9 protein-coding genes are annotated in these 12,764 nt (G+C 60.2%); 7 read left to right on the plus strand and 2 right to left on the minus strand.

Annotated elements, in window-relative coordinates; translation table 11 throughout:
* The first annotated feature begins 169 nt into the window (after nt 1–169).
* The 6 genes from HV711_RS05780 (at nt 170) to HV711_RS05805 (ending at nt 8,700) form a co-directional block, all read left to right on the plus strand.
* A complete protein-coding gene (locus HV711_RS05780; RefSeq protein ID WP_014973155.1) occupies nt 170–2,416 on the plus strand; it encodes a polysaccharide biosynthesis tyrosine autokinase in 2,247 nt (748 codons plus the stop codon).
* A 46-nt stretch (nt 2,417–2,462) separates the two neighbouring features.
* Nucleotides 2,463–3,578, plus strand: coding sequence for a glycosyltransferase family 4 protein (locus tag HV711_RS05785; RefSeq protein ID WP_035478208.1), 1,116 nt, complete (start codon nt 2,463–2,465; stop codon nt 3,576–3,578).
* Nucleotides 3,579–3,599: 21 nt separating this feature from the next.
* The gene (locus HV711_RS05790) at nt 3,600–5,042 is read left to right on the plus strand and encodes a hypothetical protein (RefSeq protein WP_175145019.1); all 1,443 of its coding nucleotides are present in this window, start codon (nt 3,600–3,602) and stop codon (nt 5,040–5,042) included.
* 41 nt (nt 5,043–5,083) lie between these two features.
* Nucleotides 5,084–6,094, plus strand: coding sequence for a glycosyltransferase family 2 protein (locus HV711_RS05795; protein ID WP_035478211.1), 1,011 nt, complete (start codon nt 5,084–5,086; stop codon nt 6,092–6,094).
* A 27-nt stretch (nt 6,095–6,121) separates the two neighbouring features.
* Nucleotides 6,122–7,438: a lipopolysaccharide biosynthesis protein gene (locus tag HV711_RS05800; RefSeq protein WP_028360140.1), complete on the plus strand. Its 1,317-nt coding sequence runs from the start codon at nt 6,122–6,124 to the stop codon at nt 7,436–7,438.
* Nucleotides 7,439–7,509: 71 nt separating this feature from the next.
* Complete coding sequence (locus tag HV711_RS05805; protein WP_013591910.1) at nt 7,510–8,700, plus strand: glycosyltransferase family 4 protein; 1,191 nt, start codon at nt 7,510–7,512, stop codon at nt 8,698–8,700.
* Here the strand turns inward: HV711_RS05805 and HV711_RS05810 are convergent.
* Both HV711_RS05810 and HV711_RS05815 read right to left on the minus strand, forming a co-directional pair.
* On the minus strand, nt 8,676–9,311 hold the full coding sequence (locus tag HV711_RS05810; protein WP_035478214.1) for a phosphatase PAP2 family protein: 636 nt from the start codon (nt 9,309–9,311) through the stop codon (nt 8,676–8,678). The genes HV711_RS05805 and HV711_RS05810 overlap by 25 nt on opposite strands.
* 75 nt (nt 9,312–9,386) lie before the next feature.
* Nucleotides 9,387–10,634, minus strand: coding sequence for an O-antigen ligase family protein (locus tag HV711_RS05815; protein WP_014973160.1), 1,248 nt, complete (start codon nt 10,632–10,634; stop codon nt 9,387–9,389).
* Between the two features lie 600 nt (nt 10,635–11,234).
* Here HV711_RS05815 and HV711_RS05820 point away from each other — a divergent pair.
* Nucleotides 11,235–12,749, plus strand: coding sequence for a mannose-1-phosphate guanylyltransferase/mannose-6-phosphate isomerase (locus HV711_RS05820; RefSeq protein ID WP_035478216.1), 1,515 nt, complete (start codon nt 11,235–11,237; stop codon nt 12,747–12,749).
* Nucleotides 12,750–12,764 lie beyond the last annotated feature (15 nt).

Below are 12,764 nucleotides of genomic sequence, written 5' to 3' on the forward strand. Positions count from 1 at the left end.
CATTCCTGCCGGATACGGCTCTGGACTGCGGACCGTTGGTGCAGCCAGGCGGTGTCGACTCATTACTGTGCCCATCAAACATGGAAGGATCAAACCGGTGGACTACTATCCTCTGAATTCGCTCCCTGCGACTGGTAGTACAGAGCGTGGCCAGCTCAGCGCGAGTGCCATGCTTCGTCTCATGCGCGACCATATCTGGGAGATCGTACTGACCACGGTGGTCGTTTTCAGCCTGGCTGCCGCCTATCTGCTGATTGCGTCGCCGATTTATTCCGCAGACGTACTGATTCGCGTCGATCCTCCGGAGCCGAATGCGCTCGGCCTTGCACTCCAGAATCAGGAAAACCTGCCACCGCCCGCGCCCTCGCCGGTGACGGAAATAGGCGTGATACGAAGCCGCTCGGTGCTCGAACCGGTCATTCAACGCTTTCGCTTCGACGTCTCGGTGACTCCGCGCAAACTGCCGGTGCTCGGCGACATCGCGGAGAAGTTCGCGACGCCGGGCGAGCCCTCGCGGCCATGGTTGGGACTCAAGTCCTACGCATGGGGAGGCGAGCAGGTCAAGATCGGTACGCTTGACGTGCCGAAGGATCTCGAAGAAGAAAAAATGACGCTGGTCGCGGGTGAAGACAACACATACGAATTGCGCGGCCCGCAGGATCAGGTCTTCCTTCACGGCACCGTCGGCAAGCCGATCACAAGCAATGGCATTTCAATGCGCGTGGAAGAACTCGTCGCACGACCCGGCACTGAGTTCACGGTCGTACGGTGGAATGAGGTGGACGCCATCAAGCGTTTCGACAGCCTCATCAAAGTCGGCGACAAGGTGAAAGATTCGGGCCTCATTCAGATCGAGTACACGGACAAAAGCGCGCCGAAGGCAGCCGAAGTCGCGAATGCGTTGGGTCAGCAATATCTCGCGACGGCGATTGCGAGTCGCCAACTCAACGATACGACGACGCTTGCGTTCATCAACGGAGAACTTCCGCGTCTTCTTGGCGACTTGAGAAAAGCCGAGGAAGCGCTCAAGGCTTTCCGCGCCAATTCGCAATCGATGCAGCCGACTGCCGAGGCGCAAGCGTACTTGCAGGGCGGCCTCGACATCGATAGGCAGATCGCGACACTGCAATTGCAGCGCACGCAACTGCTCGAGCGCTATACGCCGCAAAGCCGCTGGGTGCAGAGCGTCGATACGCAACTCGCACAGCTCAACAGCGCGAAAGCGAATTTCAACGGCCACTTCAACGGTATGCCGGCGTCCGAGCGCGAGAGCGTCGATCTTCTGCGCGCGCAGAAGGTGGCCGAAACGATCTACCTCGGCATGGTGCAAAAGGCGGAGCAATTGCAGGTGCGTCGTGCGAGTACGACTGGCGGCGCCCATATCGTCGACCAGGCCATTACGCCGCATCGGCCCGTCAAACCGCAGCCGCTGATCGTGCTGCCCGGCGGCCTCGCGCTGGGTCTCGTGTCGGGCATCGTGCTGGTGTTCATGCGCCGCCATGTGCTGACCGGCGTGACCGATCCGCGTTATGTCGAACGCAGAATGAGCATGCCGGTATTCGGCGAGATTCTCTTTAGCCAGCAGCAGTCGTTGCTCGACAGGACCAATCCGGGAGCCAAGTCGCTGCCCGGTGCGCCGGCACGCGCGGGTTTGCCGCAGCCGGCAGCCGGCGGCGCATCCGAGATCCAGATCGCGGGCGGCGGCACGAAAGTGCTGGCGGAACGTTTCCCGAACGATACCTCCGTGGAGGCGCTGCGCGCGGTGCGCACTTCTCTCGCGCGTGACCTCGCTCATTCTCGCAACAACATTCTGATGGTGATCGGGCCCACGCCTTCCGCGGGCAAGAGCTTTGTCGCGGCCAATATCGCCACGTTGCAAGCCGAGATCGGCGCTCGAGTTCTTCTAATCGATGCGGATATGCGCCGCGGTCATCTGGCATCGCTCTTTAATCAGAGCAACCGCGGCGGACTTTCCGAAGTTCTCTCCGACCGCATGCCACTGCGTAATGCACTCCGGCATACGGGGATTGAAGGTCTGTCGTTCCTCTCGTGCGGATCGCGTCCTGACAATCCGGCCGCCTTGCTGGCGAGACCGCGCTTCAAGGAAGTGCTGGAACGCCTTAGCTCGCAATTCGATCTGGTGATCTTCGATACGCCGCCATTCCTCGCGGTCACCGACGCCTCGATCATTGCCAGCGAAGCCGGCGCGTCGCTGCTCGTGCTGCGCTCGGGCATGCAAAGCGAAGAGGAGATTGAAGACACCATCAAAAAGATGGAGCGCGCGGAAGGCCGCATCGCCGGCGCCGTGTTCAACGGCATTCCGCTGCGGCGCAGTACTCGCACCTATGGCTATGCGACGAACTACGCGAGCGACTACGGCGATGCGGAACCCGCCAGCGGATCTGCCGGAGCGTGAGTGCGTTGTCACCGTGGTTCGATGAATTCGCAAAACGGAGAAGCTGATGGCGTTTGCAATCAACGGGAAATTCACTTCGCAGCCGGTCACGGGTGTGCAGCGAGTCGCGTATGAATTGACGAGAGCAATGCAAATGCGGGTTCCCGCAGGGGAGCACCTGGAAATCTACGTCCCGCGCAATGCGCGGGAGCCAGGCGCGGGGCTGAAATGGCAACGGCGTTTTCCATGGTTGCGCGGCACGCTGTGGGAACAGATCACGCTGCCCATTGCCGCGAGAGGCGTGAGGCTTCTGAATCTGTGCAACACGAATCCCATCGTGAAACGCCGCCAGGTGGTGATGGTTCACGACATGGCGGTATACGACGTGCCCGGCGGATTCTCAAAGAAATTCGTGCTGTGGTATCGCCTGTGTTTTTTCGTGCTGCCGCGAATGGAGCCGCTGATTCTTACTGTGTCGAAGTTCTCCAGATCGCGCATCTGCCATCACCTGAAGATCGACGAGTCGCGCGTGGCAGTGGTGCATCCCGCTGCGGATCATCTTGATCGGGTCAGCTCGGAGCCGGCGGTATTGGAACGGTTGAATCTCGTCAAGGACGCTTATTGCGTGGTGGTCGGCAGCCTCGATCCGCGCAAGAACCTGCAACGCGTGCTCGAAGCTATAGAAAAGCTCGGCCATCTCGACCATGTGAAGTTCGTCGTGGTGGGCGGCAAGAACACGCGCATTTTCAATAGCGAGCTCGCTGAAGAAAAGCCGCAGTCAGAAAGAGTGGTGTGGGCCGGCTTCGTGACTGATGGCGAATTGAAAGCACTCTATGAAAACGCCGGATGCCTCGTGTTTCCGTCACTCTACGAAGGATTTGGATTGCCGCCGCTCGAGGCCATGTACTGCGGCTGTCCGGTGGTTGCTTCGTCGCGGACGTCGATTCCCGAGGTGTGTGGGGAAGCCGCGCTGTATTGCGACGCGACATCGGCAGACGACATCGCAGCAAAGATCTCGCTCATGATGACGGACGATACGCTCCGGCAACGCTACAAGGCACTGGGATACGCGCGTGCCCGCGAATTCCGCTGGGACATGACGGCGCAAGCGGTGCTGGAGATCCTCAAGGGGCAGGCGGGCGTCCGGCTCTCGGGCGTGCCGGCCAGCGCGTCGGCGGGCTAGCGCATGGCGGTGGGCAGGCCTATGTATCGCATTCGGAAGAGTGCCGGCAGGCGTCGGGCGTTGCAAACCCTTGCGGCTCTCGTGGGCGCCGCAGTACCGCTTGTGTACGGCAAAACTTCGCCGTCGGTGAGCGCAGCGCCGCAAGGGCGCAGCACCGGCGATCGCAGGATAACTGACCTGATCGGCGCAAACGGTTGGGCGGGAGCCAGCCGCGATGTCGAAATGTGGCGGCAAATGGGCATTAGCTGGGGCCGCGACTCGGTAGGCCCGGGCCAGCCGGACTCGCCGAAAGAAATCATCCGTGTCGACAAGACGGGGTCGCAGTTCGACAACGATCTTCCGTCAGCACTGCTTCTGAATAACCGCAATGGCATCAAGTCGCTGTTGATCCTGGGTTATACGGCGCCGTGGAATGCCATGGTGCCGGGCGACAGCAATTCCGCGCCGGTGGATGTGCGCGCGTGGACCCGCTACGTGGAGGCAGCCGTGCGCAAGTACTCCGCACCGCCGTTCAATCTGCGCTACTTCCAGATCTGGAATGAGGCGGCCGGGAAATTGTCGGGCGGCGCGCAGCAGGCAACCTTCTGGCACGGTCCGAATTTCAGTAAGGACGACAGATACGCGCGACCGTACGAGCGTGCGATGCAGGACTACGTGGAGCGGATCCACCTGCCTGCCGCCCGCATCATTCGCAAGTACAACGCCTATGTCGTCTACGGCGGCTGGCCGGATCAGGGCGGCCTGTCGAATTACTGCAAGTGGCTCGAGTATAGAAGTGCGGCTTCCAACGAACGGATGCTGGACTGGGTCGACTATCTCGACACGCACTACCTCGGTGTCAGCGATCTCAACGAGCTGTATGAGCGCTACGTGAAGAACGGGCCGGCGAGAGGCATCTGGCAAACCGAAATCGGCGATGCGTACATGAAGGATCCGCATTACCTGCCGGAGTACTTTTTCGATTTCGCGGTATGGGCGCTCGATCACAACTGGGACGATCCGAACAAATACGTTTCGATGATCTATCACTGGGACGGCTACGAGCCTTTTCGTCTGACTCATCGCGGCCCGCCCGTACGGACCTACAACGTGTCGGGGAGAAGCCTCGTCGTGCTTCATCAGACTGTTTCGGGCCCGCTGGCAAGTTTGGCGAATCCGTTGAAATTTGGTCCAGGTGCGGCGGGCAGCGGATTGCGCTCTGGCGGCGACATCGTGCTTCAGGTGAATGCGTCGCCCGGCTGGCGAACGGTGACTGTGGCGGGCCTGAAGCGTCCCCCGTCGCGCGAAGTAAAGATTGAGTTCATAGACGCGTTGACAGGCACGGTAAGTGCACCTGACGCGATGACGACCACCTGGAGTAACGACGGTCTGCAATTGGGCTTCAAGGTGCCTGAGCGGGTCAATGGCGCGGGAAACGATCCACCGACTCACCTCGCTTATATCGCAGTCCGTTCGTTTGCGTAGCAACTCCGATTCACCGAATACCTCAGATAGCGTCGAATGCCATGAACCAGGTCACAGTTGTCATTTGCAACTACAACTACGAGCGCTATCTAGCGGCTGCGATCGATTCCGCGCTCGACCAGGACTATCCGGGCACGCAGGTTGTCGTGCTCGACGACGGTTCGACCGACGGCTCGCGAGCCATCATCGAGCAGTACGGCAGCCGTGTGACAGCGATCTTCCAGGAAAACGGCGGACAGGTGTCCGCCTACAACCGTGCGATCGGCGCGCTTCAAACGGAGTACGCCATTCTCCTCGATTCGGACGACATTCTGTATCCGAGCGCCGTATCGGAAGTCATGCAGGTCTTCTCGAGCGGTGCATGGGCAAAAGTGCAGTTCCGGCTCGACGTGATGGACGCCAGTGGACAACCGACAGGTGCTTACGTGCCGAATACCGAACCGCCCGCCAACTGCGGAGAACTATTGCAGGCAGGCTGGCTGTATCCATCGCCGCCCGCATCGGGCAATGCTTACCGGGTGAGCGCGCTCAAACAGGTTTTTCCCGTGCCTGCGCCGGGAATCAATCGTTACGGCGCCGACTTCTTCGCGATCTACGGTGCCGCATTGGTTGGTCCAGTGGCCACGCTGCGCAAATCGCTCGGGGGCTATCGCGTGCATAACGCGGATGGCGGCACCGTCTCCTTTGCGAACTCGGAGCAGATATCTAAAGCGCCCAAGGCGCTCGGTATGCGCTGGGCGATCCTGCGCAACATTGCGAAGTCGCGTCTGGGCATCGAGCTATCGCCGACATTCCATGATTTCGGCCATGAAAAAGCGATCTTCTGCTCGAGCGTCTATCGCGCCACGCTCGCTCATCGGTGGCGCTGGATGATGCGCGACTCGCGCGGCTATTTTCACGCGATCCTGGCCAATCCGTTCTGGAGCGTGAAGAAGAAATTCGGGACCCTGGTACTTTCCGGCTTGTGCCTCGTGCCGTACTCGCCGCTTTCTGACTTCGTGGTTCGCTATATATCGAACCCGCTTGCTCGCCGCCGCGTGGCACAGCGCTAAGGTCGGGAGACGCTTTTGGAGAACGGAATGGAAAGACGAGACAGCGCAAGCGTCATTGCGTTTGTTTACGGCGGATATCTGATGAGGTACGTGTACCTCATCATCGTGGTGCCGTTTTACGGAAGAATTCTGGGTGTTGCCGAGTACGGGCGCGTGCTCGCGTCGATGTCGCTCATGAACGTCATCTGGATGCTCGTGAGCTACGGCTTCGTGTTCGTCGGCATGCGCGAAGTCGCCAAGGCGCACTCGGCGAGGGAGTGCAATGCGATTTATTCATTGCATGTGAGTGCGCGGCTCGTACTCGCTGTTTTGGGCGGATCGATCGGTCTGATTGCGACCTTCTGCTCGCCGACATTGTCGGAGCGACCGCTTATCGGTGTACTGGCCACACTGCTCGGCATTGTCTCCGCGATGAACCTCGGCTGGCTGTTTCAGGGCCGGCAGCATTTTCGCACGCCGATCATGATCGAGGTATTCGGCTTTGCCGTAAGCCTCGTTCTGGTACTCAGTCTCGTGAGAGTGCCGGCCGACTCAGTGTGGGTGCTGGCGAGCCTGCTGATTGCGGGTGTCGCGTCGTCGATCATTTCGTATGGCATCACCACCTCGCAACTGGGACTGCCGCGGCTGAAATTCGACGGCGTGTTGCCGCTCATTCGCAACTCCACGATGCTCTTTTGCTACTCGTCGGGTTCGGTGGTCCTGACGGCATCGTCCACCTACTTGCTCACGCTGTTGTCGACGCCCGCGCAGGTCGGCTATTTCGGCGCGGCGGAGCGTTTTGCCACGATCGCGCTGAGCCTGATGGGACCGGCGTCGCAAGTGTTCGTGCCGACTATTTCGCGGCAGCTCGCCCACGGCGACAAGGAGGGTGCGCATGCCACCACCCGGCGCGGCGCAGCGCTTTTGCTCGGCTACGGATTGCTCGTATTTTGCGGCGCACTGACGTTGTCGCCTTTCGTTCTGCCGCTCATTCTCGGCGCGGAATTCGAGCCCGCCGCCCGCATCCTCCAATGCTTCGCCTGGATGTTCCCATTCGTCGCGTTCAATGAATTCGTGGCGTTTTATGTAATCGTTCCGCGCAAGAAAGACCGCCTGCTGGCGTTCGCCGGACTCGCTTCCGGGGTCTTCAATCTCGCCGCGGCACTGATTCTTGCACCGCGCTTTGGCGCGATGGGCATGGCAATGGCCCGCGTAGCCGGCGAAGCGGCGCTCGCGGTGATCCTGATGGTCATCATGGTCCGGCTTGAACTGGTCGGACTCGTGCCGGGCGCGCGCCGTGCCGCCGGCATGCTGGGCTTTGCGTGGGGCGCGAGAGCTCAGGCAAGCGCGAGCAAGGACGAATGAAACCAGAACGAGTGAACCGGATTGCCGGCAAAGAAGAAGCGTCCGGTGCGTAATCTCAGAGGGAGGTAGAAGTGAAAGTCGCTATTGTTCACGATTGGCTGGTAGTTTCGGGCGGCGCGGAAAAGGTATTGAAGAGCATCATCGAGTGCTTTCCGAAAGCGGACATCTTTTCGATTGTCGACTTTCTCGAAGACCGCGATTGCGTGAAAGGCAAGCCCGTCAACACATCGTTCATTCAGAACATGCCGTTTGCGCGCAAGCGCTACCGCGCCTATCTTCCGCTGATGCCGATTGCGATCGAGCAGCTGGATCTGTCTGCCTACGACCTCGTCATTTCGAGCTCGCACGCGGTGGCCAAAGGCGTGCTGACAGGGCCTAACCAGATCCATATCAGCTATGTGCATTCGCCTATCCGCTATGCGTGGGATCTGCAGCACCAGTACTTGCGCGAATCGCACCTGAACAAGGGCCTGAAGTCGATCATGGCGCGCGCGCTGTTGCACTACATCCGCGGCTGGGATTCGCGCTCGGCGAACGGCGTCGATCATCTGCTGGCGAACTCGCATTTCATCGCGCGGCGAATCAAGAAGGCCTATCAGCGTGATGCCACGGTCATCTATCCGCCTGTCGACCTCGACAACATGGTCATGTGCACGCAGAAAGAGAACTTCTACGTGACGGCCTCGCGAATGGTGCCCTATAAGCGCATCGATCTGATCGTGCGGGCCTTCTCGCAGACGCCTGAGCGCAGGCTCGTGGTGATCGGCGACGGCCCGGAAATGAAGCGCGTAAAAGCGCTTGCGGGGCCGAATGTGACCATACTCGGCCATCAGCCTCTGGACGTGCTCGTTGACCACTTGCGCCGCGCCCGCGCATTCGTTTTTGCGGCGGAAGAGGACTTCGGGATTTCCGTCGTCGAGGCGCAGGCGTGCGGCACGCCGGTGATTGCATTCGGCAGGGGAGGCGCACTCGAGTCCGTTATCGGCCTGCCTCTCGAGCAGCCTACGGGCGTCTTCTTCGGCGAGCAGACAGCGGAGTCGCTGCTGGAGGCCGTGACGCGCTTCGAGCGCAATGCGCCATTATTCGATCCGGTGAATTGCCGCCAGAACGCCGAACGATTCTCGACCGAGAACTTCAAGACGGCATTGACGGACTTCATCGACGCGCGGCTTTTGCGCAGCTCGATCGAACAGCTTCGTCCGTATCTCGTACGGGAACGTACCGCGGACGAGAAACGTCACCTCGCGAGCGTGCCCTCGTAAGACTGAATGCGGTATTTAACGCGTCCTGCAAAGGCCATGATCGAATGAGCATGGCTATGCAATTGCGGTGAACGCGTTTCAATGAGCCGCTGAAGCGGCGCCTGGTGCCCATACGCGAGCACGCACACGCACAGAAAACTCGCGGCCGACCATGCGGGCCGCGCACCTTCGAAATCCGCTGCAAGCGCTTTTCGCAGAAACAGCAAGGCGACGAGCGCGCCGAGGATCCAGCCCGTGACCACTTCCGGCACGGAATGCGAAAGATCCATCACACGCGACGCAGCGGTCAGTGCGCCGATGCCAAGGCCTGCCACGATGCCCGGAAACGCCGGCAGTCGCCACCATTTCAGTTGCAATGCGAGGGCGACCATCCAGACGGAGGTGGACAGCATGGCGTGACCGCTGATCATGCGGAAATCGGACACTGGAAACGATATGCCCCAGCCGGCGTAGAAGACCTTGCTCGCGCCGACAAGGGCGATGCCGGCCGCGAGCATTGCGGCCCAGCGGCAGGCCAGTCTGACGTCCAATAGTGCAAGCCAGCAGGCGCAGACAGCTGCCACCGGTAAGGTGACGGCCGCATCGCCTATGTTGGTGAATAAAGTCCACATAGCGTTCTCGTTCTTGTTGGGTTCGTTACACCGGGACACTTGCGTGCCGGCGTAACGAAGTGGGCGTGCTGTCGGTCAGACGCGCGAGCGGATCAACGAGTTCCGTCGATGGAATTCTGCGAAGATCGCATTGGCCGATTGCGAGGCGAGCAGCAGCGAGATGACGAGCGAGAGAATCAGAACGTTGGAAGGCGACACGAGGCGATGCTCCGTTGCCGCCATGACCAGCAGGCAGATGGAAGAGATTTCGACGAAGCGGAATGCCGCGAAGTTCTGACCGCCTCCCACCAGCGCGCCGGCGGCCGCGCCGAGTTTACTCCATTCCACAAGCTTCCAGAAGAAGCTCAGCACGAGGAAGAGGCCAATCACGCCTGTTTCGGCGAGGAAGTTCAGGTACGAGTTATGAGCGTGCGAATCGCTATGATCGACCAGAATCTCCGACGGCGCACCGAACAGGTGGAAGTAGGAGGTGACACGGCCGATATGGTCGTCGAACGAACCAAAGCCGAGGCCCACAATGGGGCTTTGCTCGAAGTAGGTTAGCGCGCGCGGCCACAGCCATTCGTAGCGAATGTTGAGATTGGCGACCTTGGCGTCCTGATTGTGGATACTGAATGGGTAGCCCATGTAGTCGACGGTTGGGTCGGTATGGTAGACCGCCATCGCAAGAGAGCCCACTATCAGGAGGCCCATCAGGGCGGTGAGGAACCAGCGCTTGCGGCCGAAATAGAGGTAGGGCAGTACGACGGCCGCGCCCAGCAGCGAGCCCCGGCTGTACGTGGAAAACAGCATGAGCGCGTTCATGGCCAGCAGTGCCAGCACCAGTCTGCTGCGCTTTTGCAGATAGCACCCCACGCCCAGGCAGAACAGCATAGCGAAGAAGCCCCCAGCGGCATTACGGGCGATAAAGTAACTGCCGAAGCTGTTGTCCGGATTGGTAAAGATGCCGAGCAGCCCCGTGCTGACGATATACACAGCGTAGGGTGGAATGTTGATGCCGACCGCAAAGATGAAGAACGCGCGAAGTACTTTGTTCAGATCGAGGCGATGGACGTACAGGCAACCGGCAAAAATGGGAGCATACGAAATGAAGAAGTTACCGTCACGCCGATAGAAATCGAATTCGGTGAACGATTTCGGGTCGTAGAGCAGCGTCGAGACGACGATAAGGACCGTCAGCGCCGTCAACGGCGTAATAAACGCCGGATAACGCCGACCAAAAAAACGCCACGAGTACACGAAGATCGGCACGAAGCCGACCGCGCTGACAGGCACGAAATTCGTGACTGTGAGAAACAGCGCAAGTAGCGAAATGTAAGCCATTGCGACTCCCGAAAAACAAATGGCGCATAGCTTGCAATGACAGTGCCATTACGTGCGAACACAACCTGGTTGGAGAGGCGGCGCGCCAACCGGCAGCACGCCTGAACAGGATCGGGGTCCTACGTTTGGACGAAGGAAGTTCGCACTGCCATGAAGGTGCTGCGCGAAGCGACTACACGAAGGTACCACGTATAGGCACTGATTTCCACGCGGTAGCGCACACGCGAGGCCACTAAGAACGGCCATCTGCGCGGCTGCGCACGCTAATGCCACGAGGCTGGCCAAAACCTCAACTGAACGCGCCACCATTGCTGTGGTGCAGCGTGAGGTGACTATGATTGATCACATCGAGTAATGCTTCAGTGGCATCTGCATTCTGGCGCCACGCCGATATGTGTGCCGTTTTTCCCTTGCGAGCGGCGGGAGAGAACCGGGACACATTCCTAGCTTTGCGCGGACAGGACGGCTCGCCGAGCCCGTTGATGCCCACATCCCGTCATTGATCACATGTGAGACCGGAGCAGTGCCGACGTTGAGCCTATTTCGTCGGCGCTTATGCGATTAATTGCTGTCCGGCTTGCATGCTCAGGAGCTATAAGAATGGATAAAGTATTTGCACCCGCTAACGAGCAGCACGTCGAGGCTCGAAACGAAGCGTCGCAGGAATGCCGCACGCTCTCCCAGGTCATTCTCGCAGGCGGCTCCGGCACGCGTCTATGGCCCGTTTCGCGCGAGCAGTTTCCCAAGCAGTTGATCGACGTGATCGGCGACAGGACGCTGCTGCAAGCTACCATGGGGCGCATGGACAACTTCAGTCCGCTGTGGAAGGTAGCGCCCGAGCCGGTGATCGTATGCGGCGCGGAACATTACTTCGCGACTTACGAACAGGCCCGCGAGAGCGGCGTGAACGCGCGCATCGTCGTGGAGCCGGGGCGCCGCGATACGGCTCCCGCGCTGACCCTGGCTGCGCTCACCGCGGCGTCTGAAGGCGAGGACGTCATTCTGGTGGCGATGCCTGCCGACCACGCAATTGCAAACCTCAAGGCCCTTCACAAGGCGATAGAAATTGCAGCAGCGTATGCGGACGCAGGTGCGATTGCCACCCTCGGCGTTCCGCCTACCGGTGCGGACACGGGTTTCGGCTACATCCGCCTCGGCGCTGCGTTGAACGATGGTGCGCATCGTATCGAACGCTTCGTCGAGAAGCCGGCGCCCGAACTCGCGGCGCAATATGTCGAATCCGGCAATTACTGGTGGAACAGCGGCATGTTCGTCGTGCGGGCCTCCGTGTGGCTCGCGGTCATCAAGCAATTCCAGCCGCAAATCCACGATGCGTGCGTGCGAGCGTACGAAGGGGCGAAGCTCACGGACGGTTGTGTCGTCCCGGACGCCGAAGCATTCCTGCAATCGCCGTCGGACTCGATCGATTACGCCGTGATGGAGCACATCGGCAAGCCTGAATCGCAATTCGCGGGCATTGTCGTGCCGCTTCAGGCGGGATGGTCCGATCTGGGCTCCTGGGACGCTGTGTGGCAGGCAATGGAAAAGGACGAATGCGGCAACGCATCGAGCGGGCGCGTGCTGTTCGAGGGTGCGACGGCGACCTATGCGCGCTCGCAAGGTGGCCGCCTGGTCGCCTGTGTCGGCACCCAGGACCTGATCGTCGTCGAAACAGACGATGCCGTGCTGGTGGTTGATCGCTCGCATGTGCAGGACATCAAGGGTCTTGTCTCGCGCATCAAGGCCGAAAAATCGCCGGAAGCGGAGGCTCACAGAAAAGTGCGTCGTCCGTGGGGCTTTTACGATTCGATCGATCACGGCGACCGCTTCCAGGTAAAGCGAATTGTCGTGATGCCGGGCGCACGCCTGTCTTTGCAGATGCATCACCACCGCGCCGAGCATTGGGTGGTCGTGAGCGGCACCGCACTCGTCACGCGCGGCGAAGAAAAATTCCTGCTTGGCGAAAACGAGTCGACGTATATCCCCCTCGGTGTTCGCCATCGTCTTGAGAACCCCGGCTGCGTTCCGCTTCAGATTATCGAAGTGCAGTCCGGTGCCTATCTGGGAGAGGACGACATCGTCCGGTTCGACGACAAGTATGGCCGTGCGGGTTGATCGACCGTGGCGAAC

Origin of the sequence: Paraburkholderia phenoliruptrix, assembly GCF_902859825.1 — a bacterium.
Classification (GTDB): domain Bacteria; phylum Pseudomonadota; class Gammaproteobacteria; order Burkholderiales; family Burkholderiaceae; genus Paraburkholderia; species Paraburkholderia phenoliruptrix.

What these genes read in the sequence shown, in the direction of transcription:
- HV711_RS05780 (WP_014973155.1), top strand. Translation starts at nt 170, where the DNA reads ATGCTTCGTCTCATGCGCGACCATATCTGGGAGATCGTACTGACCACG.
- HV711_RS05785 (WP_035478208.1), top strand. Translation starts at nt 2,463, where the DNA reads ATGGCGTTTGCAATCAACGGGAAATTCACTTCGCAGCCGGTCACGGGT.
- HV711_RS05790 (WP_175145019.1), top strand. Translation starts at nt 3,600, where the DNA reads ATGTATCGCATTCGGAAGAGTGCCGGCAGGCGTCGGGCGTTGCAAACC.
- HV711_RS05795 (WP_035478211.1), top strand. Translation starts at nt 5,084, where the DNA reads ATGAACCAGGTCACAGTTGTCATTTGCAACTACAACTACGAGCGCTAT.
- HV711_RS05800 (WP_028360140.1), top strand. Translation starts at nt 6,122, where the DNA reads ATGGAAAGACGAGACAGCGCAAGCGTCATTGCGTTTGTTTACGGCGGA.
- HV711_RS05810 (WP_035478214.1), bottom strand. Translation starts at nt 9,311, where the DNA reads ATGTGGACTTTATTCACCAACATAGGCGATGCGGCCGTCACCTTACCG.
- HV711_RS05815 (WP_014973160.1), bottom strand. Translation starts at nt 10,634, where the DNA reads ATGGCTTACATTTCGCTACTTGCGCTGTTTCTCACAGTCACGAATTTC.
- HV711_RS05820 (WP_035478216.1), top strand. Translation starts at nt 11,235, where the DNA reads ATGGATAAAGTATTTGCACCCGCTAACGAGCAGCACGTCGAGGCTCGA.